This is a genomic window from Pseudomonas sp. FSL W5-0299, assembly GCF_005930655.1.
GTDB classification, from domain to species: Bacteria; Pseudomonadota; Gammaproteobacteria; order Pseudomonadales; family Pseudomonadaceae; genus Aquipseudomonas; species Aquipseudomonas mandelii.
Genome location: NZ_RXHX01000014.1, coordinates 117,278 through 142,691, shown reverse-complemented (window position 1 = coordinate 142,691; position 25,414 = coordinate 117,278). Strand labels below are relative to the sequence as shown.

22 protein-coding genes and 2 pseudogenes are annotated in these 25,414 nt (G+C 60.5%); 14 read left to right on the top strand and 10 right to left on the bottom strand.

The genetic code is table 11. The annotated features are described in order from the left end of the window. Window positions 1-142 precede the first annotated feature (142 nt). Window positions 143-1,066, bottom strand: a complete 924-nt coding sequence (locus FHL16_RS18510; RefSeq protein ID WP_077748924.1) for a TIGR03571 family LLM class oxidoreductase — start codon at window positions 1,064-1,066, stop codon at window positions 143-145. A 274-nt stretch (window positions 1,067-1,340) separates the two neighbouring features. On the opposite strand from FHL16_RS18510, the gene mrdA reads away from it, so the two are divergent. Then, a complete protein-coding gene (gene mrdA, locus FHL16_RS18505) occupies window positions 1,341-3,233 on the top strand; it encodes a penicillin-binding protein 2 (protein ID WP_077748923.1) in 1,893 nt (630 codons plus the stop codon). A gap of 12 nt (window positions 3,234-3,245) precedes the next feature. On the opposite strand, the pseudogene FHL16_RS18500 reads toward mrdA, so the two are convergent. After that, window positions 3,246-3,382: pseudogene (locus FHL16_RS18500) on the bottom strand (LysR family transcriptional regulator); the annotation flags it as partial. On the opposite strand from FHL16_RS18500, the pseudogene FHL16_RS18495 reads away from it, so the two are divergent. The 5 genes and pseudogenes from FHL16_RS18495 to qhpG all read left to right on the top strand — a co-directional run. Further along, a pseudogene (locus tag FHL16_RS18495) lies at window positions 3,381-3,587 on the top strand (histone deacetylase family protein); the annotation flags it as partial. The pseudogenes FHL16_RS18500 and FHL16_RS18495 overlap by 2 nt on opposite strands. 246 nt (window positions 3,588-3,833) lie before the next feature. After that, window positions 3,834-5,738 (top strand): sigma-54-dependent Fis family transcriptional regulator, encoded by a 1,905-nt coding sequence (locus tag FHL16_RS18490; protein ID WP_077748922.1) that lies wholly within the window; start codon window positions 3,834-3,836, stop codon window positions 5,736-5,738. Next, window positions 5,738-7,456 carry an ABC transporter ATP-binding protein gene (locus tag FHL16_RS18485; RefSeq protein WP_010458394.1) on the top strand — a complete coding sequence of 573 codons (1,719 nt, stop codon included), beginning with the start codon at window positions 5,738-5,740 and terminating at the stop codon, window positions 7,454-7,456. The genes FHL16_RS18490 and FHL16_RS18485 overlap by 1 nt, the downstream gene beginning before the upstream one ends. Continuing rightward, complete coding sequence (gene qhpE / locus FHL16_RS18480) at window positions 7,446-8,123, top strand: subtilisin-like serine protease QhpE (protein ID WP_077748921.1); 678 nt, start codon at window positions 7,446-7,448, stop codon at window positions 8,121-8,123. The genes FHL16_RS18485 and qhpE overlap by 11 nt, the downstream gene beginning before the upstream one ends. After that, window positions 8,120-9,409 carry a flavin-dependent monooxygenase QhpG gene (gene qhpG / locus FHL16_RS18475; protein ID WP_077748920.1) on the top strand — a complete coding sequence of 430 codons (1,290 nt, stop codon included), beginning with the start codon at window positions 8,120-8,122 and terminating at the stop codon, window positions 9,407-9,409. Before qhpE ends, qhpG begins: the two co-directional genes overlap by 4 nt. Before the next feature lie 50 nt (window positions 9,410-9,459). Here the strand turns inward: qhpG and FHL16_RS18470 are convergent, their stop codons facing one another. Continuing rightward, entirely contained in the window at window positions 9,460-10,950 is a 1,491-nt protein-coding gene (locus FHL16_RS18470; protein ID WP_077748919.1) for an aldehyde dehydrogenase family protein, read from the bottom strand. 274 nt (window positions 10,951-11,224) lie between these two features. Here FHL16_RS18470 and FHL16_RS18465 point away from each other — a divergent pair, with 274 nt between their 5' ends. Continuing rightward, the gene (locus FHL16_RS18465; RefSeq protein WP_077748918.1) at window positions 11,225-11,479 is read left to right on the top strand and encodes a DUF1652 domain-containing protein; all 255 of its coding nucleotides are present in this window, start codon (window positions 11,225-11,227) and stop codon (window positions 11,477-11,479) included. Window positions 11,480-11,524: 45 nt separating this feature from the next. Here FHL16_RS18465 and FHL16_RS18460 read toward each other — a convergent pair whose 3' ends face one another. Further along, window positions 11,525-11,881 carry a hypothetical protein gene (locus FHL16_RS18460; RefSeq protein WP_077748917.1) on the bottom strand — a complete coding sequence of 119 codons (357 nt, stop codon included), beginning with the start codon at window positions 11,879-11,881 and terminating at the stop codon, window positions 11,525-11,527. Window positions 11,882-12,226: 345 nt separating this feature from the next. On the opposite strand from FHL16_RS18460, the gene peaA reads away from it, so the two are divergent. From peaA to peaD, 4 genes are all read left to right on the top strand, one after another. Then, on the top strand, window positions 12,227-13,807 hold the full coding sequence (peaA, locus tag FHL16_RS18455; RefSeq protein WP_077748916.1) for a quinohemoprotein amine dehydrogenase subunit alpha: 1,581 nt from the start codon (window positions 12,227-12,229) through the stop codon (window positions 13,805-13,807). An 81-nt stretch (window positions 13,808-13,888) separates the two neighbouring features. Next, complete coding sequence (peaB, locus tag FHL16_RS18450; protein ID WP_010458403.1) at window positions 13,889-15,319, top strand: quinohemoprotein amine dehydrogenase maturation protein; 1,431 nt, start codon at window positions 13,889-13,891, stop codon at window positions 15,317-15,319. Window position 15,320: 1 nt separating this feature from the next. Continuing rightward, entirely contained in the window at window positions 15,321-15,644 is a 324-nt protein-coding gene (qhpC, locus tag FHL16_RS18445) for a quinohemoprotein amine dehydrogenase subunit gamma (RefSeq protein ID WP_008027961.1), read from the top strand. A gap of 24 nt (window positions 15,645-15,668) precedes the next feature. Continuing rightward, the gene (peaD, locus tag FHL16_RS18440) at window positions 15,669-16,787 is read left to right on the top strand and encodes a quinohemoprotein amine dehydrogenase subunit beta (RefSeq protein ID WP_010458411.1); all 1,119 of its coding nucleotides are present in this window, start codon (window positions 15,669-15,671) and stop codon (window positions 16,785-16,787) included. Between the two features lie 135 nt (window positions 16,788-16,922). Here the strand turns inward: peaD and FHL16_RS18435 are convergent, their stop codons facing one another. Next, complete coding sequence (locus FHL16_RS18435; protein ID WP_077748915.1) at window positions 16,923-17,324, bottom strand: lysozyme inhibitor LprI family protein; 402 nt, start codon at window positions 17,322-17,324, stop codon at window positions 16,923-16,925. 273 nt (window positions 17,325-17,597) lie between these two features. Here FHL16_RS18435 and FHL16_RS18430 point away from each other — a divergent pair, with 273 nt between their 5' ends. Then, a complete protein-coding gene (locus FHL16_RS18430) occupies window positions 17,598-18,086 on the top strand; it encodes an SRPBCC family protein (protein ID WP_077748914.1) in 489 nt (162 codons plus the stop codon). Window positions 18,087-18,093: 7 nt separating this feature from the next. Then, window positions 18,094-18,894, top strand: coding sequence for an aminoglycoside phosphotransferase family protein (locus tag FHL16_RS18425; protein WP_077748913.1), 801 nt, complete (start codon window positions 18,094-18,096; stop codon window positions 18,892-18,894). Window positions 18,895-19,362: 468 nt separating this feature from the next. Here FHL16_RS18425 and inhA read toward each other — a convergent pair whose 3' ends face one another. Continuing rightward, window positions 19,363-20,040 (bottom strand): isonitrile hydratase, encoded by a 678-nt coding sequence (gene inhA / locus FHL16_RS18420; protein ID WP_077748912.1) that lies wholly within the window; start codon window positions 20,038-20,040, stop codon window positions 19,363-19,365. An 88-nt stretch (window positions 20,041-20,128) separates the two neighbouring features. Between inhA and FHL16_RS18415 the strand changes: the two genes are divergently transcribed. After that, window positions 20,129-21,112 (top strand): GlxA family transcriptional regulator, encoded by a 984-nt coding sequence (locus FHL16_RS18415; protein ID WP_077748911.1) that lies wholly within the window; start codon window positions 20,129-20,131, stop codon window positions 21,110-21,112. Here the strand turns inward: FHL16_RS18415 and FHL16_RS18410 are convergent. From FHL16_RS18410 to FHL16_RS18395, 4 genes are all read right to left on the bottom strand, one after another. Continuing rightward, window positions 21,081-21,983: an alpha/beta fold hydrolase gene (locus FHL16_RS18410; RefSeq protein ID WP_077748910.1), complete on the bottom strand. Its 903-nt coding sequence runs from the start codon at window positions 21,981-21,983 to the stop codon at window positions 21,081-21,083. The genes FHL16_RS18415 and FHL16_RS18410 overlap by 32 nt on opposite strands. Window positions 21,984-22,041: 58 nt before the next feature. Beyond that, window positions 22,042-22,431, bottom strand: coding sequence for a hypothetical protein (locus FHL16_RS18405; RefSeq protein ID WP_077748909.1), 390 nt, complete (start codon window positions 22,429-22,431; stop codon window positions 22,042-22,044). A gap of 326 nt (window positions 22,432-22,757) precedes the next feature. Next, window positions 22,758-24,584: a glycoside hydrolase family 15 protein gene (locus FHL16_RS18400; RefSeq protein ID WP_077748908.1), complete on the bottom strand. Its 1,827-nt coding sequence runs from the start codon at window positions 24,582-24,584 to the stop codon at window positions 22,758-22,760. Continuing rightward, complete coding sequence (locus FHL16_RS18395) at window positions 24,577-25,365, bottom strand: glucose 1-dehydrogenase (RefSeq protein ID WP_077748907.1); 789 nt, start codon at window positions 25,363-25,365, stop codon at window positions 24,577-24,579. The genes FHL16_RS18400 and FHL16_RS18395 overlap by 8 nt, the downstream gene beginning before the upstream one ends. Between the last annotated feature and the right edge of the window lie 49 nt (window positions 25,366-25,414).

The following is a 25,414-nucleotide window of genomic DNA, read 5'->3' as shown; positions in this document are numbered from 1 at the left end:
TTCCCCATGTGAGAGTAGGTCATCGTCAAGATTAAATTCCGAAACCCCTATCTGCGTATGCAGGTAGGGGTTTTGTTTTGTCCGCAGGAAAGTGGCGTGACAAAAAAGGATAGCCGACGGGCTATCCCAGCTTTCAGCATCGTTAGTGAAACTTCGGCAGAACGTATTCAGCTATCTCTTCAATAACCTCTGCCACAGGGCGTTCGCTACGACGCATGTGCAAGCCGACATGCTGCACACCAGCCTCACGTAACGCCTGAAGCTCATCAATCAAGGCCAGCCGTCCACAACTGCCACCGAAGCGCACACGTCGCATGGGGGTATGAGGATTAGCAGTCAGGTCCAAGTGTACGAAGCTGATATAAGGCTTATCGCCTCCAACTTCCCGCCACAGCCCCACTCGACGTCGGTGCTCATCCGGCGTACCAGGGTAGGCGAGCCAACCATCCATGTGCTCACCAATCCAGGCCGGTGATTGTTGACCAAGACCTGCAACCAGCAGTGGCATAGGCTGATCTCGCTCCGGCAACAGGCGAGCGCCCTCAGGTAAACGACCTTCTCCCTGGCTGCGGATCAATTCAACCGTATCGCGAAAGATCTCCCCGCGCTGATCGTAATCCACCCCAAACAACGGATACTCCATCGGCCGGTCACCACTGGCCACCCCAAGGAGCAGACGCCCGTCACTCAGTTCATCAACACTGTTGGCGGCCTTGAGCGTTAGCCAAGGCTGACGCAATGGCAGCACAACCGCTGCTGTACCGAGCATGATGTTCTCCGTAATCCCGGCCAAATACCCAAGGTAAGAAAAGGTCTCAAAGACCTGTGCAGCGTCGCCAAAGTTGGGGTCGTAAACCGGCACATCACGTACCCAAAGTGCGCGAAAACCGGCGTTGTCAGCCAAACGTGCCATCGCCGCGTGCTGCTTCAAGTCGGGGACACCAAAAGGCCGATCCTGAGCGATCCGCAGCCGCTGTCCATCATTGGACCAATCGTTATCCAGCGGCAGTTCCAGTCCGATGGAAAATCCATTCGAGCCGAGTAATCGTTGAAATCGTGGATGCATGAAAAGACTCCAAAACAACAAAATGGAATGACATGCACCCAGTATCTACAGGCTCATCTACAAGAAAAATGCATGAATCGGAATATCAATCTTGAGCAAAACGCACGAGTCAAAGAAAAAGCCGACCGTCGTTTTGACCCTCAAGGACAACCATTCGAGAAAATCCCACTAAAGTGACTGCACAGTTTTTGGTATGGTGCAGCTCGTTTTTTAACGGATTGATTTGCAGGCCTAAGGATCGCCCTCCTTTTTTAGTCATAGAGCCGCTACAGAAATGCCCGAACCGATACCCATCAAGGACCACGAAAAAGAGACGCGTCTGGTCAACAAGCGGCTGATCGCCTGCGCCTTATTCGTCGCCGCCATTTCCTGCGCACTTGTGGTGCGCATGTATGTCCTGCAAGTGGTCGAATACGACTATCACTCGACAATCTCCGAAAACAACCGCGTCCATGTCCTGCCGATCACCCCGACCCGCGGGCTGATCTACGACCGCAACGGCGTAGTCCTCGCGGATAACCGTCCCAGTTTCAACCTCACCATCACCCGCGAACGCGCCTCCGATGTCAAAGGGGAGCTCGATGAGGTGGTCAACCTCCTGCACTTGCCAGCCGAAGACCGGACACTGTTCGACAAGGCCATGAAACAGGCGCGCCACCCGTTCGTGCCGGTTACTCTGTTCTACGAGCTCAGTGAACAGCAAATCGCGGTTCTCGCGGTCAATGAGTTCCGTCTGCCGGGGATCGATGTCGAGCCCCAGTTCGTGCGCCATTACCCGTTTGGCGCACACTTTGCGCACTCGATCGGTTACGTTGGTCGTATCAACGAAAAAGAATCCAAAGCCCTCGACACGGTGGAGTATCGCGGCACCCAATCCATCGGCAAGACCGGCATTGAAAAATTCTACGAGTCGCAATTGCACGGCCAGGTGGGTTACGAAGAAGTCGAAACCAATGCCCAGGGCCGCGTACTGCGAGTGCTCAAGCACACCGATCCGATCCCCGGCAAAAACATTGTCCTGAGCCTGGACGTCAAACTTCAGGAAGCGGCCGAGGAAGCCTTGGGTGATCGTCGTGGTTCGGTGGTGGCGCTCGATCCGTCGACCGGTGAAGTGCTGGCCATGGTCAGCAAGCCCAGTTTCGACCCGAACCTGTTCGTCACCGGCATCAGCTTCAAGGAATACGCGGCGCTGCACGACTCAATCGATCGGCCGCTGTTCAACCGCGTTCTGCGCGGCCTCTACGCGCCAGGTTCGACCATCAAACCCGAGGTGGCCATTGCCGGCCTCGACGCTGGCGTCGTCACCCCTCAGACCCGTGTCTTTGACCCCGGTTATTACCAACTCCCGGACTTTGATCACAAATACCGTAACTGGAACCACAGCGGCGACGGCTGGGTCGACATGGACGCGGCGATCATGCGCTCCAACGACACCTACTTCTATGACCTGGCCCACAAGCTGGGCATCGATCGCCTGCACGACTACATGGCCATGTTCGGCCTCGGCGAAAAAGTCTCGCTGGACATGTTCGAAGAGTCTGCCGGCTTGATGCCGTCGCAAGCGTGGAAGCGCGCTACGCGCCGTCAGGCCTGGTTCCCGGGCGAAACCGTGATCCTTGGCATCGGCCAGGGTTATATGCAGGTCACGCCGCTACAGCTGGCCCAGGCCACCGCGCTGATTGCCAACAAAGGTGTGTGGAACCGACCGCACCTGGCAAAGACCGTGGATGGCGTAGCGCCGGTGGACGAGCACCCTATGCCGAACATCCTGCTCAAGGATCCGCGTGACTGGGAGCAGGTCAACCATGGCATGCAGATGGTGATGCACGACGCCCGCGGGATTGCCAGAGCCGCCGCGCAGGGCGCTCAGTACCGCATTGCCGGCAAGAGTGGTACCGCGCAAGTCGTCGCGATCAAGCAAGGCGAGCGCTACAACCGGGCGAAAACCCTGGAGCGCAACCGCGACAATGCCTTGTTCGTCGGCTTCGCCCCGGCCGAGCACCCGAAGATCGTCATCTCGGTGATGATTGAAAACGGTGAGGCCGGTGGTCGCGTCGCCGGCCCTGTGGTGCGGCAGATCATGGACGCCTGGTTACTCGATCAGGACGGCCATCTCAAGCCGCAATACGCCACGCCGAGCAAAGCTCCGGGCGACCCTCACGTCTAAGCGCTCAAAGTTTCACAGCACAGTCTCGCGAATACTGAGCATGTGCTGTGAAGCTCGAGGAAGACCGTTTCGGCTTGACTCATCTTCTGCTCGCGGGTCCACAACAGCTGAATATCGAAACCCACCACCCCATCCTCCGGCGGCCATCTGGTGCTGTCCCTGGGGTTCGATATTTTCGAACTGGACCCGCAGAGCAAAGTGGCAGTGACCCGTGAAGGGTTCGCGGTGTTGGGCGAACGGATTCGTAGCCTTGGGTTGCCGTGTCTGATTGTGCAGGAGGGCGGGTATCACCTGGAGAGTCTTGAGGACAATGCCCGGGCGTTTTTTGTGAATGCCGAGGTGTGGCAGCTCTGAGATCATTGGGGCCAGGTACGTCGCCTTCGCGGGCAAGCCTCGCTCCTACAGGTTATTTGCCTGGGGGGGAATTTTGGTTCGCCTCAACCCTGTAGGAGCGAGGCTTGCCCGCGAAGAACGATGACTCGGTCCACCTGACAGAACGCAAGTGCTGTAAGGCACTTGCCATCGCCCTGACGTTAACGTAAAGATTGCGGCAGGGCGCTGAACTTGAAAGGCGCAAAGCGGACCGATCCGGAGCGCTTGATGACGCTAATAAAAACACCTTCTCCCAAGCTGCACCGCGAAGCCCGGCTGGCCCGGGAAAAACTCCATCTGGAGGGCGAAGTCCCCGATGGTGTTCTGCGGGCAGAAATCGATGCGTCGTGGCGGCGAAGCCTCAGCCATGGCGTGCATTTCAACGCCAAGCACGAACTGGCGCTGGAATCCAGCGCCAGCCTCGACGTGCTGTTGGCAAGCAATCGCCTGCTGATCGACGCCGCATTACCGGCCATCGACTACCTGGCTGAACGCCAAGGCAAGGAAGGCCTGATCATCCTCGCCAACTCCGACGCCACCATCCTCGCCGTCGAAGGACGCGCCGACCGCCTCAAGGGCAGCGGCCTGCAAGACATCACCCTGGGCGCCTGCTGGAGCGAAGCCGCTCGTGGTACCAACGCACTGGGCACCGCACTGGTGGAAGCCCGGCCGACGATGATCGATTGCGGCGAGCATTACCTCGATCGTCTCAGCGATTTCTCCTGCACATCGGTGCCGATCCATTGCCCCCAAGGCGACATCCTCGGCGTCCTTGATCTGACCCGCGAAGGCCCCCTCGGCCGCGTTCATGACAGCACCGCGTTGCTGGCCATGGCCGTCAGCCAGATCGAAAGCCGCGTGTTCAACGCCAGTTACCCGGACGAAATCGTCCTCGCGTTCCACAGCCGTCGGCAATACCTTGAATCCCCTTGGCAGGGCCTGCTGGCGGTGAGTCTCGGCGGACAGATCCTGGCGGTCAGCGCGCAAGCCTGTCAGTTGCTGCGTGCCGAGCGTTCGGCCCTGGTCGGTCGGCGTTGCGAGGAATTTCTCGGTGTCGATGGCCTGCAATTGCTGTCCCGTCTGCATCAAGGTGGCGTCGGCAGTTTGCAGACCGCCAAAGGCGAATTCTTCTACAAAACCCTGCGGGCGCCGCAACGTTCCATCAACGTCAGCACACCGCCGCGCAGCCCCGCGAAAACCGCCAAGCCACAACCGGATCTCGAATCCCTGGCCGGCAGTAACGTGCGTTATGCCCGGGCCTTGCGCATGGCCCGCCAAGGGCTGGCCAATGAATTGCCGGTATTGCTGCTCGGTGAAACCGGCACCGGTAAAGAAGTCATCGCCCGTGCGCTGCACATGGCCGGAACCCGCTGTGACAAACCTTTCGTTGCGGTGAACTGCGCGGCAATCCCTGAAGGCCTGATCGAGTCGGAACTGTTCGGCTACCGCGAAGGCGCCTTCACCGGCTCCCGTCGTGGCGGCATGATCGGACGACTGCAACAGGCCCATGGCGGCACCTTGTTCCTCGACGAAATCGGTGACATGCCGCTGGCCTTGCAGGCCCGTCTGCTGCGGGTGTTGCAGGACCGTAAAGTGGCGCCGCTGGGCGCGGGCGAAGAACAAGACATCGATGTCGCGCTGATCTGCGCCACCCACCGAGACCTCAAGCGCCTGGTCGAAGAAAAGCACTTCCGTGAAGATCTGTTCTACCGGGTCAACGGCATCAGCGTGATGCTCCCGGCCCTGCGCGAGCGCGAGGATTTCAGCAGTTTGGTTGCTCGTCTGCTGGCCAAACTTGATGCCCCGACGATGGTCCTGCATGACGATCTGAGCCGCTTGCTCGACGGCTACCATTGGCCGGGCAACATTCGCCAACTGGAAATGGTCCTGCGCACCGCGCTGGCCATGCGCGAACCCGGGGACACGGTGCTCACCCTCGACCACCTGCCCGACAGCATGCTCGACGAACTGACCGCGACTGAACGCCCGGCATCGGGCAGCATTCGCGAAAACGAACTGGAGCTGATCCGCCAGGCCTTGGACAGCCATCAGGGCAACGTCTCGGCCGCCGCCGACGCCTTGGGCATCAGCCGCGCGACCCTGTATCGCAAGCTCAAACAGTTGCGTTCGTGATGCAGCGCTTGATCGTTCGGCTGATCGACAGCCAGAACCCCGAAGCCCTGCAAGCGGCGTTGCGTTGGCTCTACAGTTTTGTGCGCCCGCATCGATTGGCGATTGCCGGGCTGCTCGGCTTGTCGGTCTGCGCTTCTTCGCTGGTGCTGGTGCAGCCGTGGCTGACCAAACTATTGATCGACGATGGCTTGCTGGCGAAAAACTTCCCGATGCTGGTGCTGATTGCCGGATTGATGATTCTCGCCGGGCTGCTTGGCACAGCGCTGTCGGGGATCAATCGCTACCTGCACACGCGCCTGTCCGGGCGGATTCTGTTCTCCCTGCGCGATGACCTTTATCGACATCTGCAAACCCTGTCACCGAGCTTCTATGGACAGCGGCGCATCGGTGATCTGATGTCGCGCCTCGATGGCGACGTTGCGGAGATCCAGCGCTTCGCTGTGGATTCGCTGTTCTCGGCGGTATCGAGCGTGGTTGGCCTGGTGGTGGCGGTGGCGATGCTGCTGACCCTGTCGTGGAAACTTTCACTGCTGGCATTGGTGCTGATTCCCCTCGACATCCTCTGGCTGCGCTGGATGCGGCGCAAAGTCGAGCGCGATGTACGGCAGTTGCGCGAGCGCTCGGCGGACATGTCCTCGTTCATGGTCGAGACCTTGCCGGTAATGAAATTCATCCAGTCTGCCGGCCAGCAACAACGTGAATCGCGCCGTCTGGAGTCGCTTGGTCAAGGCTATATGAGCCAGCTGCTGCGCCTGCAAGTCACCGAGTTTTTTACCCAGGCGGTGCCCGGCACGCTGACGTCATTGTCCCGGGCCTGTGCGTTTTTGATTGGCGGTTATTGGGTGGTGCAGGGGACCTGGCAACTGGGCGCGCTGATCGCGTTTTCCACGTACCTGGGGATGGCGGTCGGACCGGTTCAGAGCCTGCTCGGGCTCTATGTCGCGATTCAGCGGATGACCGTCAGCCTCGGCCGGGTCATGGAACTGCGCGGTGAAGAACCGACCGTGCTAACACCGGTTGAACCCAAGCCGATGCCGACCTCTGGCGAGTTGCGTTTCGACGACGTGCACTTCAGCCATCCCGGTCGTCCGACGACCTTGCGCGGCATCGAAGCGCGAATTCCCTATGGCTTGAAAGTCGCCCTGAGCGGCGGCTCCGGCGTCGGTAAATCAACGCTGATCGATCTGCTGCAACGCCATCACGATCCGCAAGCTGGCCGGGTGCTGCTGGGCGAGGTCGATCTGCGTGAACTGGACCTGTTCCAGCTGCGTCGGCGGATAGCCGTGGTCAGTCAGGACATCGTACTGTTTCGCGGCAGCCTGGCCGACAACCTCGCTTACGCGGTGCCGGACGCCAGCCGTGAAGCGATTGCCGAAGTCGCAAGGCTGGCGCAACTCGACAGCCTGATCGAATCGTTGCCCGAAGGTCTCGACAGTCCGTTGGGCGAACGCGGCCAGCAGTTGTCCGGTGGGCAGAAACAGCGGATCGCCATCGCCCGGGCGTTGTTGCAGGATCCGCTGATTCTGGTGTTGGATGAAGCGACCTCGGCGGTGGATGAAGCCACCGAGCGCGAAGTCATCGAGGCCATCGACCGACTGTTTGCCGGGCGCACGCGGATCCTGATCAGCCATCGTCCTTCCACGCTGGCTGATGCTGATGTGCGTTTTGAATTGCTCGACGGCGTACTCATTTCAAAAGCGGTGCTGCATGAAGCCTGAGCTAAGGATTGGCGTGGTCGACAGCGGACATTCGGCGGCGCAGCGGGTGCAGGTGATCGCCGGACGGCGTTTTTCGCTGCTGGAGGATGGCCTGGCCGAAAGCGACTTGCGTGACGACCCGCTGGGCCACGGCAGCGCGGTGATCGAAGCCATCGGGCGGCGAGCCCCTGCGGCGGTGTTTTGCGTGGGGCAGGTGTTTGACCAGCGCGGCGTCACCAGCGCCTTGCAGATCGCCAGTGCTATCGACTGGCTGGTGGCGCAGGATGTTCGCTTGATTAATTTGAGCCTTGGATTACGCCAGGATCGCAGCCTGTTGCGCGAAGCCTGCGCAGCGGCGGTGGCGCGGGGCATTTTGTTGTGTGCCTCCAGCCCGGCCCAGGGCGAGGGTGTGTATCCGGCGAATTATCCACAGGTGCTGCGCGTCACCGGCGATGCGCGTTGCACCGAGCATGAATGGTCGTGGCTCAACAGTGCCCAGGCCGATTTCGCGGCGTGCGTGCATGGGACCTATCCGGGACAGTCCGGTGCGAGCCTTGGGTGTGCGGCGTTGAGCGGACATATTGCGAGTTTCCTGGTTGCCCATCCCGACGCGAGTAACGAGCACGTCATCGAGTGGCTGCGCGAGAACGCCCGCTATCGTGGCCCTGAACGGCGCTTCGGCGCATGATTGTGATTCTTGGCGCTGGACCTGCCGGGGCGGCAGTCGCCCTGGGTTTGCGGCGACTCGGTTATGCGGTGACCCTGGTCAGCGAGTGGCGCCGGTTTGCGGCACTGGAAGGCGTTTCGCTTCGGGTACTGGAGGCCTTGCGCGGCGCGGGCCTGCAGCAGGCGTTGGCGGATGCGGCGTTGCCCTCCCAGCGGCAGGTGTCGTGGAACGGTCAGCAACATGCGCAGAACATCGAATTTCTGTTGGATCGCCCGAGTTTCGACCGAGGTTTGCGCGAAGACCTGCGTCTGGCAGGTGTTGAGCTGATTGAAGGGCGGGTGCTGAGCGTTCAGGCCTCGGGGGTGGGGCATCGGGTCGAGATTGAAGGGCGCCAGGCGCTGCTTGCGGATTTTCTGGTAGAGGCCCGCGGACGCCAGGCGCCCGCACTGGGCAAAGGCCTGCGCGGGCCGGAGACGGTCAGCCTGCTCAATCGTTGGCAAGGCACGCCGGGCAGCACCGCCAGCGCGGTGGAAAGCCTTGAGGACGGCTGGGCGTGGATGGCGCGGCGGGTCGACGGTCAGTGTTATTGGCAATGGACGGTGGACGTGGCCAGCGCGCAATTGCCAGGCAAGGCGACGTTGCCGGATTACTGCCGCGCACGGCGTCAGGGTTCGGCATGGGCGCGTGAGTTTTTCGGTGCCGGGCCTGAGACCGATCTCCAACTGCATGCGCGCAGCAGCACGGCGATTTTGAGTCCGCAGGTCTGTGGTGATCACTGGATCCGGGTCGGCGATGCCGCGATGGCGGTGGATCCGCTGTCGGGCAATGGCATTTTCCAGTCCTTGTCTTCAGCGTTACAGGCGCCCACGGTGATCAACACGTTATTGCGTAAACCGGAACGGGCGGCGTTGGCCCAACGGTTTCATCAGCAGCGGGTGGAGCAGCTGTTTTTGCGCTTTGCGCGGATCGGTCGCGACTTTTACGCCGATGAGCAGAGGTGGCTGGAGCAGCCGTTCTGGCAGGCACGGCGGCAGTGGCCGGATGCTGAAGTTGCCCATGCCGAGGCGGATTTTGCGGCGTTGAGAATTGAGCGGGCGCCGGTGTTGAAAGATGGGTTTGTCGATGAAGCCGAGGTGGTGATCACGGCGGATCAGCCGCTGGGGATCTGGCATGTGCAGGGGGTTGAACTGGCGCCGTTGGTGCGGCGGTTGCAGACCGAACCGGCCGAGCAGGTGCTGGCGGGGTTGACGGTGGAGCAGGGGCGGATGGTTCGGAGTTGGTTACTGTCGCAAGGCTTCAAACCCTAACCGACCGTTCCCGCGCAGAGCGTGGGAACGATCAGCGAAGAACGGCGCTATTACAACTTGATCAACACCGACTTCAACTCGGTGTAATGCTCAATCGCCGCATACCCCATCTCCCGCCCGACCCCGGACATTTTGTACCCGCCAAACGGCAACGCCGGATCGAGCGCGCTGTGGCAGTTGACCCACACCGACCCCGATTTGATTCGCGGAATCATCCGGTGCACCGCCGCCAGGTCGTTCGACCAGATACTCGCGCCCAGCCCATAAGGACTGTCATTGGCCATGCGCAACGCATCGGCTTCATCATCGAACGGAATCGCCACCAGCACCGGGCCGAAGATCTCCTCCTGCACCAGCGAGTGCTTCTGATCGACATCGACAATCACCGTCGGCTTGACGAAAAAACCTGGCCCGAACTGCTCGCCGCCGCAGGCGATGGTCGCGCCACTCTCCCGGCCTTTTTCGATGTACCCGTACACCCGTTCCTGCTGGCGAGCGGAAATCAGCGGCCCCATCTCGACGCTTGGGTCCAGACCGTTGCCGAGTTTCATGGCGTTGGCGATGTCGGCGATGTCCGCCACCACATTGTCGAAATGCTTGCGCTGCACATACAGCCTGGAACCGGCGCAGCACACCTGGCCCTGATTGAAGAAAATTGCGCTGGCGGCCCCGGCTGCGGCGGTTTTCAGGTCGGCATCGGCCATGACGATGGTTGGTGATTTGCCGCCCAGTTCAAGCGTGACACGGGTCATGGACTCCATGGCGATCTTGCCGATCTGCTTGCCCACGGCGGTGGAGCCGGTGAAGGTCAGCTTGTCCACCAGAGGGTTGTGGGTCAGCGCCGAGCCAGCGGTGATGCCGGTGCCGGTGACCACGTTGAACACGCCCTCCGGGTACCCGGCTTCCAGCACCAGTTCGGCCAGTTTCAGCGCGGTCAGCGGGGTTTCGTCGGCGGGTTTGAGCACCACGGTGCAGCCGGTGGCCAGGGCCGGGCCGAGTTTCCAGCAGGCCAGCAGCAGCGGGAAGTTCCAGGCAACGATGGCGCCCACTACACCTACCGCTTCGCGGCGGATGAAACTGTGGAACTGATCGTTGGGCATCAGCGGCAACGACACTTCAACGCTCGAGCCTTCGATCTTGGTCGCCCAGCCCGCCATGTAGCGAAGGAAGTCGATGGATAACTGCACGTCCATCACCTGGGCCACCGCTGCGCTTTTGCCGTTGTTCAGGCATTCCAGTTGCGCCAGCAGTTCGGCGTCGCGTTCCATCAGGTCGGCGAGTTTCCACAACAGGTTCTGCCGCTCTCGTGGGCGGGTGCGGGTCCAGGGCGAATCATCGAAGGCCTGACGAGCGGCCAGCACGGCGCGGTCGACGTCCTCGGGCGTTGCCCTTGGCACGACGCACAGCACTTCACCGGTGGCCGGGTTGTGCAGGGGCATGGTCTGGCCGTCGGCGGCCTCGACCCAGTCACCGCCGATAAGCATGCGCGGGGCGCGCTGGATGAACGTTGAGGTGGCGGGAAGCAAATAAGGGAGGGGCATGGCGAGACCTCTTGTTGTTCGTGAGAACGGAGGCTTTCGCAATGGCTGTGCCAAGTGCCAAGAAAGGCAGGGACGCCCTTGGTCGGCGGGGTTTTGGCGGCTAATGGGAACAGCGGACACAGAGGGGGTTGTTGCAAATTGCGACAACTATGAGACGACGAGCGACCTGCTGCGACCTTGAGACACCCACTTCAGGAGACTAGAATTTTCTGGCTCGGTGGATGAAGCGATGGTCCGTTCATCCGGCCAACCATCTGGCGTGAGGGAGGTAACGATGTTCCTTTCAACCCTGGAAATTCAAAACATCATTGAACACAGTATGTTGCCCGCTGTGTGCACATGCGTCATGGAGGCAGACCAGTCCCTGACGATCCGGGTCTGTGACTGCATGACAGGAAAAGTGGAACTGATCGCCACTAACGTCCCCATATGGAACTTGAACAGTCCCCATGACATTGCTGTACTTGTGGCGGATATTCAGCAAAAAATCGAGGCTCATAAAAGCATTTCCTCGACATTGGCCAGTTGAGCCGGCGTCCCCCGCAACACGCAAGTGTTGCGGGGAAGTGGCGGATCAGGAATGTATCTTCCGCGAAATCTCTTCAAACGTGGCGCCATCTACGGCAGCCAACAGTTTCTTGTCATCTTTGAGCGTCGCAAGAAAGGTCACTTCGGTCTCCTTGCCGGCCAACATGAACCCGGCGAGGGCGCCGATGGGCCCCAGCAACATCGCGCCCGCCACGCCGAAGCCGATGGCGTCCTTGATGTTGTTGATCGATTCCTGGTTAGCGACTTCCACACGCTTGAACGCTGAGAGCGGGAGGGTGATGCCGGGCCACGGGTGCAGCGACGTTCTAAGGGTAAAAACGCCGTCTCTGTACTCTCCTTCACCCTGCAGAAAGTCCCCCGCCAGGACAGTGATGCTTGCCATTTTGTTTTCCCCTGACTGGCAATCGGTGAATCACCATTTCGCACCCGCCTGCAATGGTCGTCAATCGTCGGGCGATGAACTGTTCCGGCCGGGGGATCTATGCTTGTCTCAGGTTGCAACACCTGTCGCGATATTAGACGCAGGCGAACCCGCCCAGCCGCTATTCGCGGGCCTTGTCTTCGTGTAACTGCTTGATAAGAAAGGCTATCGGCAAGCTGGCACGCTCCGTGTATTGCTCATTGCAGACGTTTCTCTTGCCTCCGTCAGCGGTGCGCCGCCGACGGCAGAAACCATAAAAACGATAAGCCACAAAAATAAGAAAGCACTGTGCGAGGTTCGACGTTGATGAAGAGAAGACTCCGATCAGGCCTGAGCGCCAGTCTGCTGGCCGTGGCCGCGTGTGTGGCGCTGCATTCGCCATACAGCCTGGCAGCCCGCGACGCCCAGACCATCCTCAAGGAAACCTGTCAGGGCTGTCACACCCCCGAAGCTGACAATGCCCTGAGCCGCATCAGCCACCAGCGAAAAACCCCGGAAGGTTGGCTGATGAGCATCGCCCGGATGCAGACCATGCACGGTTTGCAGATCAGCGATGACGACCGCCGCACTCTGGTCAAATACCTGGCCGACACCCAAGGCCTGGCGCCGAGTGAAACCGATGGCGTGCGTTATGCGCTGGAGCGCCGGCTCAATACCGTCGAGAAATTCGACGATCAGACCAGTCAGATGTGCGGCCGCTGCCACTCCGGTGCGCGAGTTGCCCTGCAACGGCGTCCGGCCCAGGAATGGGAACGCTTGGTGAACTTCCACCTCGGCCAATGGCCGTCACTGGAATATCAGGCGCTGTCTCGTGACCGTGACTGGTTCGACCTGGCTCGAAAAGACATGGTGCCGCTGTTGGCCAAGCGTTACCCGCTGGACAACCCGGCCTGGAAAAAATGGCTGGGCAGCGCGCCGAAAGCCGAGTCGCTGGTCGGCGACTGGAGCTTCAGCGGCCACTTGCCGGGTAAAGGCGAACTGGCCGGCATGATGAGCGTCACCGCCGATGGCAGCGACACCTTCAAGGTCGGCGTCAAAGGCCAATACGCCGACGGCAGCCCGTTCAATGGCGAGGGCAGCGCGATTCTCTACACCGGTTACGAATGGCGCGGCAACGTGACCATCGACGGCGTGACCATGCGCCAGGTGTTCGCGGCCCAAGGCAATGCCATGCAGGGGCGGATGTTCGAGGCCGAGCACGATGAGCGCGGTCTGGACTTCGTCGCCACCAAACACGGCAGCAGTCGTTTGCTGGCGGTGCAGCCGGGTTATTTGAAGGCAGGTACCGAAACGGAAGTGACCCTGATCGGCAGCGGTCTCACCGGTAAACCGAACTTCGGCAAAGGCGTGGACGTGGTGGAAGTCGTCGAGCAAAGCCCTGATCGCATCAAGGTCAAACTCAAGGCGGCCGCCAACGCCCAGCCGGGGCTGCGCAACGTCACCGTTGGCACGCTGAAAGGTCCGACCCTGTCGGTCTACAGCAAGATCAACCAAGTCAAAGTCGTGCCCGAGTTCTCGGTGGCACGGATAGGCGAGGGCGGTGGTTCGACGCCGAAAGTCCAGGGCCGTTTCGATGCCGAAGCCTGGGGCAAGGGTGCAGATGGCAAGCCGTATCGCATCGGCGTGTTCCCGGCGCAGTGGTCGGTCGAAGCCTTCGACGATCGCGCCAAGGAAGACGAAGACGTGAAGTTCGCCGGCACCATGCAGGCCGACAGCGGCGTGTTCACACCGGGCGATGCCGGGCCGAACCCGCAACGCAAGATGTCCACCAACAATGCCGGCAACCTCAAGGTGATCGCCGCCGTCGACGACGCAGGGAAATCCCTGACCGGCGAAGGCCACATGATCGTCACCGTGCAACGCTGGAACAATCCACCCATTCCATGAGTTGGCTGATCCCTAAGGCTTCAGACACTTTTTCGGAATGACCGCAGGCCCCGTAGAACGGGGTTTGCACAGGAGGTTGCAATGGGCGCTATTTTGAATCTGGTCGAACGGAACCTGCACGAAGTGCACGTCGATGCCGACCGCATGCTGTTCCACATCCCCAGCAGTTCGCTGTTCGCCAGCGATGAGCTGACGGGCACCATCATCGATACCTTGCGCGGTCCCGGCTGTTCGTCGGAGGACCTGATCCAGCGCCTGGCCTCGCGTTTCAACGGCGAGGAAATCACTGAGACCCTGCGCGAGCTGATGTCCCTGGAACTGGTCAGCGACGGCTCGCCGCTGACCCCGGACATCGGCACCAAACGGGTCGAGCGCACGGCGATCAATACCGTGGTGCTCAACGTCAACACCGGCTGCAATCTGAGCTGCACCTACTGCTACAAGGAAGACCTCGACAAGCCGTCGGCCGGCAAGAAAATGGACGTCGAAACAGCCGTCGCGTCGGTGGAAATGCTGCTGCGCGAATCGCCGGATGAAGAGCGCTTCACTGTGGTGTTTTTCGGTGGCGAGCCGCTGAGTAATCGCAAGCTGATCGAGTACATGGTCGACTATTGCGAGAAGCGCTTCCGCGAGGCGGGCAAGTTCGTCGAGTTCGTCATGACCACCAACGCGACGCTGCTCACTGAAGAGACCGTGGACTACCTGAATGCCCACCGTTTTGGCCTGTCAGTCAGTATCGACGGACCGAAAACCGTGCACGACCGCAACCGAATCACCGTGGGCGGGCAGGGCACTTACGACGTGGTACGGCGCAAGGCCGAGATGCTGCTGTCGCGCTACAACAGTCGTCCGGTGGGTGCCCGGGTCACGTTGACCACCGGCGTCACCGATGTCGAAACCATCTGGGACCACCTGTTCAACGAACTGGGTTTTGCCGAGGTCGGCTTCGCCCCGGTGACCTCCGGCGACATCAGCACCTTCAACCTGTCCAGCGACGAGCTGATCGAAGTCTTCGCCAGCATGAAGAGGCTTGGTCGGCGTTACCTGGAAGCGGCTCTGGAACACCGCAACATCGGTTTCTCCAATCTGCACCAGCTGATCACCGACATCCACGAAGGTCACAAAAAAGCCCTGCCTTGCGGCGCGGGCCTGAAGATGCTGGCAGTGGATCACAAGGGCGAACTGAACCTGTGTCATCGCTTTACCGGGTCGAGCCTGCCGACCTTCGGCAACGTCCACAGCGGTGTGAAACAGGTGGAGTTGAATGACTTCCTGTCCCAGCGCCTGGACCGTACCAACACCGGCTGCGAAGACTGCCAGATCCGCAACCTGTGCTCCGGCGGCTGCTACCACGAGAGTTACGCCCGGTACGGCGACCCGACCCACCCGACCTATCACTACTGCGAACTGATGCGTGACTGGGTCGACTTCGGCATCGAGGTCTACACCCGGATCATGGCCCACAACCCTGCGTTTATCAGCAGCTACATCACTCCGCGCAAGGCTCACTGATATGAAACATCTCAAGGCAATCAATAACAAAGCGTTGAAACTGGATGAGGCCGCGGCCGAAAACCGTATCGAAGAAGTGGTGGCGATGAGCTCTGTCGCGGGCTGTGCCTCGACCACTGACCCAGGTTGGGAAATCGATGCGTTTGGCGGGGTGTCGTCGCTGTGCCAGCCGATGGAAGCCGACCTGTATGGCTGCTCCGACCCTTGCTGGTGGCCGGCCCAGGTGCCCGACATGATGAGCACCTACCCGGACTGGAACAAGGATGCCCAGGCGTCCAACGACAACTGGCGCAACCTCGGCACTGTCTTCCCGAAAGACAAGTGATCGGACATGAAGAAGGATTCCAGCATGCATCGCATTAAAGCCTGCGGCCTGGCCGCGTTCGCCGTCCTGAGCGTCTGTTCAATCAACGTTCTGGCCGATGAAAACACTGCATTACAAGCGGGTCACGAGTACATGGTGACCACCAATTACCCGAACAACCTGCACGTGCTCGACCTGGCGACGGACACCTTGTTCAAGACCTGCAAGATGCCGGACGCCTTCGGTCCGGGCACTGTGCAGTTATCGCCGGATCGCAAGACCGCTTACGTGCTGAACAATCACTACGCGGATGTCTATGGCGTCGAGCTGGACAGCTGCAAGCAAGTGTTCCACGCCAGCATCACCCAGAAACCTGGGGAGAAAGCGAAGTCGATGTTCGCCTTTACCCTCAGCCACGACGGCAAGGAACTGTTTGCCATCGCCAACCCGACGTTGATGCTCAACGACCGCTACGAAGTGCAACAGCCGCGGCTCGATGTCTACGCCACCGACGCCGGCCTGGACGCCAAGCCCGTGCGCAGTTTTCCGGCGCCACGGCAGCTGACCATCATGCAGAGCGGTGACGACGGCACGCTGTACGTGGCGGGGGCGGATGTCTATAAGGTCGACGTGAAGACCGGCAAGTTCGACGTGCTGATCCCCAGTCGTCACTGGAAACGGGCGAACTACAGCGCGCCGGACGTGCTTTACGTGTGGAACCAGCAGACCTATCGCCATGATTTCTCGCTGCTCTACACCGCCGCGAAATTCAAGGACAAGAAACAGGATCCGGCCACCGCTGAATATCTCTACGGGCTGTTCAGCATCGACCTGAAAACCGGCAAGACCGAAACCACCGACTTCGGCCCTCTGACGGAAATCTACTTCAGCGGCATGCGCTCGCCCAAGGATCCGAACCTGATGTTCGGCGTGCTCAACCGCCTGGCCAAGTACGACATCAAGGAGAAGAAAATGCTCCAGGCGGCAACGCTGGATCATTCCTACTACTGCATTTCCTTCAACAAGGACGGCAGCAAGATCTACCTCGCGGGGACGTTTAATGATGTGGCGATCTTTGATCCGGAGAGCATGAAACAGATCGGCAACATCAAGTTGCCGGGGGGGGATATGGCGATCACGACGGCGCAGATATTTGTCCGGTAACGTGTGGCGTCTGAACTGACGCCTTCGCGGGCAAGCCTCGCTCCTACACGGTCGCCTCGCACCCAATAGTGCGATCACTGCGAACCTGTAGGCGCGAGGCTTGCCCGCGAAGAGGCCCTCAGCGTCACCGAAGTGTTACACCCCAGGTACCGGGCAACCCATATCCCCTTCCTGACACTTCAGATAATTCTTGAAAGTCTCCACCCGCGCCTTGGTCAATTCAGTCACGCAGTTGCTGTAGATCAGCGGATACACACTCCCGCCTTCCACCCCGGCACTCGCGAACTTGCACTCGGCATCCCGAAACGCAATCCACGAACGCTGTGCCCCGAGCAGCAGCTTTTTGCTGTCCGGGTTGCTCTTCAAGCGCTGGGTGATCTGCTGGTAAAGCGCATTCAACTCTTTGTCCGCCGCCTTGTGCTGCTGCGCCGCGCATTGATTCATCGTGGCCTGGTCGGTGGCGTTGTCACAGTCCGCCGCGTGGGCGACGGTGGTGAACAGCAAAGGGGTCAGGGCCAGGAGGAAGCGTGGGTGCATAGTGATTCTCGCTGTGATGGGTAAACGTTGAGATGCAGTGTAGCGAAGAGGGTGGTCAACCAATAACGAAGTCAGGTGTAACCTCTTTAGCCAAGGGGCTAGCCTGCGTCAACGGTCCGCGTACTGTGCCAGGCATTCGGCTGCGAGCCAGAACTTCCCACTGGAAATGCAGCCGAATATTTCAGACATGCTTGATAACAACGCTCCCTTGATACAACTTTAAGGTTGGTCTTGTGGTCTTACAGGCCTACTGTTCAGTACAGGAGGTGACTTATGAACCCAGCATCAGATCGCATCGAAAGGAAAATCCTGCTCAAAGTACCGCGCTCGCAGGTGTGGCGCGTGCTGGCCAATGCCGAGGCCTTCGGGCAGTGGTTTGGCGTGGCGCTGGAGGGCAAGCGCTTTGTCGCCGGTGAATGGACGCAGGGGCAGATTACTTACCCGGGTTATGAGTACCTGCTGTGGAATGTGCTGGTGGAGCGGGTCGAGCCGGAGCGGGTGTTTTCGTTTCGCTGGCATCCCTATGCGGTGGAGCCGGACACCGATTATTCCCAGGAACCCACCACGCTGGTGAAGTTCGAGCTCGAAGACATGGATGAGGGCACGTTGCTGAAGGTCACCGAGTCCGGTTTTGATCACATCCCGCAGACGCGCAGGCTCAAGGCGTTCCGTATGGACAGCCGTGGCTGGGATGAGCAGATGAGCAATATCGAAGAATTTCTGAAAACCGGCGCCAAGGCTCGCGAGCGTCAGGAAGAGTAAAGGCTGCATGTTTGAAACCTGGTTGAAACGCTGGGCCCTGGTGCCGGACGGCGAACCGATCATCACGCCCGGCAGTCGTTTGCTGCCGGTACGGATGGGTGATTTGCCGGCCATGTTGAAGGTCGCCGTCGATGCCGAGGAAAAGTTCGGCAATCTGCTGATGACTTGGTGGAGCGGCGAGGGCGCCGCACGGGTTTACGCTCATCATGGCGATGCGTTGGTGCTGGAACGTGCCGAGGGCGATCGATCGCTGATGCACATGGCGCTCAACGGCCAGGATGACGAGGCCAGCCGGATACTGTGCACGGCGCTGGCTCGTTTACACGCACCGCGTTCATCATCGCCGCCGCCCCTGATTCCCTTATCGTCATGGTTCGCTTCCTTGCGCATGGCCGCCGAACAGCAGGGCGGCACTTACTTGCTCAGTCTGAAAGCCGCCGAAGCGCTGCTCGCCGAGCCGCAGGATGTGGTGGTTTTGCACGGCGATATGCATCACGACAATGTTCTGGATTTCGGCCCGCGAGGCTGGCTCGCTATCGATCCGAAGCGGGTGATCGGCGAGCGCGGGTTCGACTACGCCAACTTGATCTGCAATCCGGATTTGCCGACGGCTAATGATCCGCAGCGCTTCAAAAAACAGATCGAGGTCGTGGCCCAGGCCGCGGCGCTGGAGCGTCAACGGCTGCTGCAATGGGTGTTGGCGTTTGCCGGGTTGTCGGCGGCCTGGTTTCTCGAGGATAAGGATGAGCTTGCGGCGCAAGGACAGCTGCAGGCCGCTGAACTCGCGGCTTTCATGCTGATTGGCTGACGCGTCTAAGGGTTTTCGGAAGGGCGGGTATAGCGAATGTCTTACACGCGATGGTAGCTATGTCGTCTATTGCACATTGGATCCGAAGCGTAATCTAGCCTCATCAACTGAAGCACAGGAAGTGCTCCAGGATCACGGATGATCGACCATTAGCAAGGATTCGCTGCCGACAGGGAGTCGATATGGTCTTGGGAAAACCCGCTTCGGCGGGTTTTTTTTCGCCTTTTGAAAACTGTAGTGTTCGTGTGGATTTTTGATCTTATGGTCAAAGGCTTACACCGGCTAACGGGTATGTCGTCTTTTGGTGCTTCACCATTGCGCTTATTCTGGATCCATCAACTGAAGCACAGGGAGTGCTCAGGATCAGGGATGATCGACCATTGGCCAGGATGGCTGCCGACAGGATGTCGAAAATGGTCTTGAGAAACCCGCCGAAGCGGGTTTTTTTTCGCCTGTCGAAAAGTACTGCTACAGCCTGGCCGCCGCCCGTCCAGTGATCTGCGCCCTTTGCTGCAGGGATGGCGCCGCCCGCCGATGCGCTTCTGCCAATACGCTCGGCGGCGCTGTTTCGGGGCTGCCGGACTGGAACGGCGGTGCCGGCGCGTATTCCAGCTGCAACTGCACCAGCTCGGCCGTGTCCTTATCGAACAACTCGGCCGCCAGGGTCAGGGCAAAATCGATCCCTGCGGTAATCCCGCCACCGGTCAGCAGATTGCCGTCGCGCACGACGCGATCCTTCACCGGTATTGCCCCCAAAGGCCCCAGCAATTCGTGATAAGCCCAGTGCGTGGTCGCGCGTTTGCCTTTCAGCAGACCGGCCGCGCCGAGCACCAGCGCGCCGGTGCACACCGACGTGACATAACGCGCGTTAGCCGCTTGGGCCTTGATAAACGCCAATGTCTGCTCATCCTCCATCAATGGCCCGACGCCGCTGCCCCCGGGAATGCAGATCACATCGAGTGGCGGGCAATCATCGAAGGTCGTGGTCGGCTTCAGCACCAGCCCGGTGCTCGAAGTAACCGGCACCAGGTCCTTCCAGATCAGATGCACCTTCACGTCCGGCAGCGAGGCCAGCACGTCGTAAGGGCCGGTGAGGTCCAGTTGTTGAACCTGTGGAAACAACAGAAAACCGATCTGCAACGTCATGGTGTTTTCTCATGAAGTGGGTGGACGGCTTCACTCTAGGCTCGTAGGATCTGGCGTATACGCCAATAACCCCACGAATTACGCCAATATGCCAAAAACCATTCATGTGCTCGCGTTCACCAATGTGCAATTGCTCGACGTCACCGGGCCGTTGCAGGTGTTTGCCTCGGCCAACGACATCGCCCGTCAACAAGGCTTGCCGGCGCCCTACGCGCCGACGGTAATTGCCAACGGTGGCGGGGTGGTGATGTCGTCGGCGGGGCTGGCGCTGTTAGCCGAGCCGTTGCCCGAGCAAGGCAGCGACACCTTGATCATCGCCGGTGGTTGGGGTGTCTACGCGGCGGCGGAGGATGAGTCGCTGGTGGCCTGGGTGCGTGAACAGGCGACGGCATGTCGGCGGGTTTCATCGGTGTGCACCGGGGCGTTCTTGCTGGCGGCCAGTGGTTGGCTTGACGGTCGGCGTGTGGTGACTCACTGGACCCGTTGCGAGCAATTGGCGCAGAAACATCCCCGGTTACGGGTCGAGCCCAACCCGATCTTTATCAATGACGGCCCGGTCTGGACCTCGGCCGGCGTTACGGCCGGCATCGATCTTTCATTGGCGATGGTCGAAGAGGATCTCGGTCGCACCATGGCCCTGGACGTCGCTCGGCAACTGGTGGTGTTCCTCAAGCGCCCGGGCGGTCAGTCGCAGTTCAGCGTGACCTTGTCTCTGCAAAAGGAAGGCAGCCGGTTCGACGAACTTCATGCCTGGATCAGCGAAAATCTCACCATGGACCTGGGCATTCCGACACTCGCCTTGCAGGCCGGCATGAGCGAACGCAGCTTCGTTCGCCATTACCGCGCCGACACCGGCCAGACGCCGGCGCGGGCCATCGAGCTGATCCGGGTCGAGACCGCGCGACGCTTGCTCAGTGATACCGGTCTGCCGATCAAACGGGTGGCGGTGCAGTGCGGGTTCGGCAGTGAAGAAACGCTTCGCCGCAGTTTTCTGCGGGCCATGGGCGTAACGCCGCAAGCCTATCGCGAGCGGTTTTCTGTCAGCGCTGAAGCAGATCCAGTAATGCCTTGAGCGTCGCTTCGGGTGCTTCTTCGGGAATGTTGTGGCCGACGCCCGCCAGCACTCGCCGCTCATAAAACCCAGAGAAATGTTCAATGTCCTCATCAATCTCCTCGGCCGGTCCGACGCCATCGTCGGCACCACACAGGGAAATCGTCGGGACGCTGATCGACGGTTGCCGGGTCAGCGCTTCTTCCATCCACGCCAGTGCCGGGTCCCCTGGCGCGTACATGAAGCGGTGACGGTACGAGTGAATCACCACCTCGACGAAATCCGGGTTGTCGAAGGCCGGCGCGCTCAGTGGGTAGCGCTCAGGACCTTTGGCCCAGGTCGGTGACCATAATTTCCAGAGCAATTCGCACAAGTCCCGGCGATTTTTCGTCAGGCCCTCGACACCGCGCGGGGTGTGAAAGTAATACTGATACCAGAGGCGATGCTCGGTTTTCGGGGCCTGTGGCTGGGTGGAGCCGGGAATATTCTGCAGGTTGTAGCCATCGCCCGTCACCAGACAGCGAACCCGCTCCGGCCAAAGCGCCGCGACGATGCACGCCGCCCGACCGCCCCAGTCGTAGCCGCAAAGGGCGGCCTTCGGGAGGGCCAGCGCGTCCATCAAGTCCAGCAGATCCTGGGCGAGGGCGGCTTGCTGGCCGGAGCGCAGGGTGTCGGGGCTGTTGAAGCGGGTCGGGCCGTAGCCGCGCAGGTACGGAACGATAACGCGGTAGCCCCGAGCGGCGAGGGCCGGGGCGATTTCGTCGTAGCCGCGTGGGGAATAAGGGAAGCCGTGAAGGAGGAGGATCGGGTCGCCGGTGGCAGGGCCATGTTCTTCGTAGGCGACCGTCAACGTCGGGGTCTTGATGTTCTGGATCAACGCTTCAGTGTTCATCGGACACTCCAGAGGTGTTTGTCAGACGGAGGATGCAAAGAGACCAGGTTCCGCCAACTCAGACTTCGACTTCGGCCACCTGATTGAAGTACTTCGACCGGTCCGGCGTAAACGTCACCACCATCCTCGTCCGCGAACACGTCAGAGGCCGCTCTTCACTCAGATCAACATCCAGATCCTCCCCACGCAAACCCTGCCACTGGGCCAGGTATTTGAGGGATCCGTACTTTTCGAGTTTCTTCAGGCTGCGGCTGACGCCACCTTTCCAGCCCAGCACCGGCAACTCACCGACGAGGCAGCGTTGGGCGAGTTCGGGGAAACGGGCGGCGCGTTGGCGGCCGATTTCCCAGCATTTGATGAGGCCTTTGTCGTGGGCCTCCCACAGTTCATCGCGGTTCAGGCCTGAACGCAGAGGGGTGTCGATGGGGCGGTGGATACGCTGGCTCATTCTGGTTCCTTGAATTCGGGTTTTATCGGGCAGCTCCGCTGCACCCGTTGACGGTGGATGGTAGGGGGGGATGTAACGGCTGGCAACAAACGTTTTCGGGCTGTTGGAATGAGCGGTTTCGGGTGATTGGGCAGGTTTGTTTAATGGTTGTAGGAGTCTGGACCCTACCGCTCACTTTTTTCGCTGGTATTCAGCCAGTCCTGTGCGATGGCTGATGACGTCTTCGCGAGCAGGCTCGCTCCCACAGGTTTGGTGTCGTTCACAAATAGCGTGTTTGACACAAATTCTGTGGGAGCGAGCCTGCTCGCGATAGGGGCAACGTGGACTCAAGGCTGCCAGTAATTTTTCTCCCCACTCAATTTCCGATCCAGAAAGCTGGCCGCGCTGATCAGCGCCAGGTGCGTCAACGCTTGCGGCGTGTTGCCCAGGTGTCGCCCATGGCTGTCGAACTCTTCGGCGTATAAGCCCAGCGGGTTGGCGTACCTGAGCAATTGTTCAAACTCCAGGTGCGCCTTTTCCACCTGGCCTGCCCGGGCCAGGCATTCGACGTACCAGAATGAACACGCAGCAAAGGCGCCTTCGGTGCCGCTGAGGCCATCGATCAGGCTGTCTTCGTTGCGATAGCGGTAGACCATGCCGTCGCGCACCAGGGTTTTCTGAATGGCTTCGAGGGTCGACAACCAGCGCGGATCCTTGGCGCTAACGAAGCGCACCAGCGGCATCAGCAACATCGAACCATCCAGCGTGGTGCCGCCGATGTGCTGCACAAAATGCCCGCGTTCTTCGTTCCAGAAGTTGTCCCAGATGTCGGCGTAGATCGCTTGACGGATCTGGTCCCAACGGGAAAACGGCGCGGGCAGGGAGCGTTTGGAGGCGAGTCGAATGGCCCGGTCCAGGGCCACCCAGCACATCAGTCGCGAGTGCAGGAAGTGATGCTGTTCGCCGCGCATTTCCCAGATGCCCACATCCTCTTGCTGCCAGGTTTCACAGACTTGGTCCACCACGCCCACGGCGTGTTTCCAGCCTTCATGGGAGATCGCGTCGCCGTATTTGTTGACCAGGTACACCGCGTCCATCAGCTCGCCGAAGATGTCGAGCTGGACCTGGTCATACGCTTGATTGCCAATGCGCACCGGCGTCGCGCCGCCATGGCCGGACAGATGCGAGAGCTCGGTTTCCGGCAGTTCCTGGCGCCCGTCGATGGCGTAGAGGATGTTGAGTTTCATCGGTTTGCCGTGGCAATCGCTGACCCGCCCGCGCAGCCAGCGCATGTAATCGTTGGCTTCCTGAACGAAGCCCAGGCGCATGAACGCATAGACGGTGAACGAGGCGTCGCGGATCCAGGTGTAGCGGTAGTCCCAGTTGCGTTCGCCGCCGGGTGTTTCCGGCAGGCCGAACGTGGCGGCAGCGAGGATCGCGCCGTGTTTGCGCGAGGTCAGTAGCTTCAGGGCCAGAGCCGAACGGTTGACCATTTCCCGCCAGCGACCACGGTAGTTGGACTGACCGCTCCAGTCGCGCCAGAACTTCAGCGTGCGTTCCAGGCACAACCCGGCCGCGCCTTTGTTGAAACGCGGGTCGTCGATGCCGCCGAGCAGGAATTCCGCGCTCTGATCCTGTTTGAGGGTGAATTCAGCGACGGCCGCGTTGCCGTCGATACGCAAGGTCTGATCCGATGCCAGGCGCAGAGAGGGCTGATCATCGGCCTCGAATGCCACGTCTTTGGCATCCATGCGTGCGTGGGTCCTGGCGCGAGCGTAGTCATGCCGCACGGCGCAGCGCATGTGAAACGTTGCCTGGCCGCTGACCACCCGGACCCGGCGCATCAGCACCGGCAGATCATCTTCGCTGTCGCCGATGGGCAGCAGGTCGGTGACTTCGACCACGGCGCGCTCGCTCAGCCAGCGGGTTTGCAGCACGTTGGTGTCGGGCAGGTAAATCTGTTCGCGGCGCGCATCAGGCAAGTCCGGCGATAGCTGGAAAATGCCTGCCTCGGGCGTGTCCAGCAGCGAGCAGAAGATCGACGGGCTGTCGAATTCCGGCCAGCAGAAAAAGTCGACGCTGCCCTTGTCATTGACCAGCGCCGCGCTGCGCATGTCGCCGATGATGCCGTGGGCGTCGATGTTGCTTTGTCGCTCGGGATGATGATCAGCCATTGCCGCGAAACTCCGGATAGAGGCTCATGCCGCCGTCGATGAACAGGGTGGTGCCGACGATGTAGTCCGACGCATCGGAGGCGAGGAAGACCAGCGCGTTGGCGATGTCCTCGACTTCACCGACCCGGCCGTAAGGGATGAGTTTGAGCAGTTGCTCCTCGTTGGCATCGCGATTGATGTCTGTACGAATCGCCCCCGGTGCGATGCCATTGATACGGATGCGCTGGTGGCTGACTTCCTGGGCGAGGGTTTGCATCAGCATGTCGACGCCGCCCTTGGACGCGGCGTAATTGACGTGGCCGGCCCAGGGAATGCGCTGGTGCACTGAGCTCATATGAATAATCTTGCCGGCGGCCCGGGACACGCCTTCGCGAATACCCTGACGGTTGAAAATACGCAGGGCGGCGCGGGCGCAGAGGAACTGTCCGGTGAGGTTGACGCCGATCACCTGGTTCCAGTCGGCGAGGGTCATGTCCACCGCCTTGGCGTCTTTTTGCATACCCGAATTGGCCACCAGGATGTCCAGCGAACCGAATGCCTCCAGGGTTTGCGCGAACAGCCGTTGGACGTCTTCTTCTTTGGAAACGTCGGCACCGATGGCGATAGCCCGACCGCCTTCAGCGTTGATCTGCCGGGCCAGTTCTTCGGCGGGTTCAGCCTGGGAATGGTAGTTGATCACCACTGCGGCCCCGGCGGCGGCCAATGCCTTGGCGGCGCCTGCGCCGATGCCGGAACTGGCACCGGTGATGAGGGCGACTTGTTGGTCGAGGGAAATCTGCATCAGTGTGAGCGCCTTGAGTGTGAGGGCTTAATCAGCTGACTGACGGGGG

Bases quoted from the DNA above. Each gene is read 5' to 3' on its own strand.
- FHL16_RS18510 (WP_077748924.1), bottom strand. From the start codon at position 1,066: ATGCATCCACGATTTCAACGATTACTCGGCTCGAATGGATTTTCCATC.
- mrdA (WP_077748923.1), top strand. From the start codon at position 1,341: ATGCCCGAACCGATACCCATCAAGGACCACGAAAAAGAGACGCGTCTG.
- FHL16_RS18490 (WP_077748922.1), top strand. From the start codon at position 3,834: ATGACGCTAATAAAAACACCTTCTCCCAAGCTGCACCGCGAAGCCCGG.
- FHL16_RS18485 (WP_010458394.1), top strand. From the start codon at position 5,738: ATGCAGCGCTTGATCGTTCGGCTGATCGACAGCCAGAACCCCGAAGCC.
- qhpE (WP_077748921.1), top strand. From the start codon at position 7,446: ATGAAGCCTGAGCTAAGGATTGGCGTGGTCGACAGCGGACATTCGGCG.
- qhpG (WP_077748920.1), top strand. From the start codon at position 8,120: ATGATTGTGATTCTTGGCGCTGGACCTGCCGGGGCGGCAGTCGCCCTG.
- FHL16_RS18470 (WP_077748919.1), bottom strand. From the start codon at position 10,950: ATGCCCCTCCCTTATTTGCTTCCCGCCACCTCAACGTTCATCCAGCGC.
- FHL16_RS18465 (WP_077748918.1), top strand. From the start codon at position 11,225: ATGTTCCTTTCAACCCTGGAAATTCAAAACATCATTGAACACAGTATG.
- FHL16_RS18460 (WP_077748917.1), bottom strand. From the start codon at position 11,881: ATGGCAAGCATCACTGTCCTGGCGGGGGACTTTCTGCAGGGTGAAGGA.
- peaA (WP_077748916.1), top strand. From the start codon at position 12,227: ATGAAGAGAAGACTCCGATCAGGCCTGAGCGCCAGTCTGCTGGCCGTG.
- peaB (WP_010458403.1), top strand. From the start codon at position 13,889: ATGGGCGCTATTTTGAATCTGGTCGAACGGAACCTGCACGAAGTGCAC.
- qhpC (WP_008027961.1), top strand. From the start codon at position 15,321: ATGAAACATCTCAAGGCAATCAATAACAAAGCGTTGAAACTGGATGAG.
- peaD (WP_010458411.1), top strand. From the start codon at position 15,669: ATGCATCGCATTAAAGCCTGCGGCCTGGCCGCGTTCGCCGTCCTGAGC.
- FHL16_RS18435 (WP_077748915.1), bottom strand. From the start codon at position 17,324: ATGCACCCACGCTTCCTCCTGGCCCTGACCCCTTTGCTGTTCACCACC.
- FHL16_RS18430 (WP_077748914.1), top strand. From the start codon at position 17,598: ATGAACCCAGCATCAGATCGCATCGAAAGGAAAATCCTGCTCAAAGTA.
- FHL16_RS18425 (WP_077748913.1), top strand. From the start codon at position 18,094: ATGTTTGAAACCTGGTTGAAACGCTGGGCCCTGGTGCCGGACGGCGAA.
- inhA (WP_077748912.1), bottom strand. From the start codon at position 20,040: ATGACGTTGCAGATCGGTTTTCTGTTGTTTCCACAGGTTCAACAACTG.
- FHL16_RS18415 (WP_077748911.1), top strand. From the start codon at position 20,129: ATGCCAAAAACCATTCATGTGCTCGCGTTCACCAATGTGCAATTGCTC.
- FHL16_RS18410 (WP_077748910.1), bottom strand. From the start codon at position 21,983: ATGAACACTGAAGCGTTGATCCAGAACATCAAGACCCCGACGTTGACG.
- FHL16_RS18405 (WP_077748909.1), bottom strand. From the start codon at position 22,431: ATGAGCCAGCGTATCCACCGCCCCATCGACACCCCTCTGCGTTCAGGC.
- FHL16_RS18400 (WP_077748908.1), bottom strand. From the start codon at position 24,584: ATGGCTGATCATCATCCCGAGCGACAAAGCAACATCGACGCCCACGGC.
- FHL16_RS18395 (WP_077748907.1), bottom strand. From the start codon at position 25,365: ATGCAGATTTCCCTCGACCAACAAGTCGCCCTCATCACCGGTGCCAGT.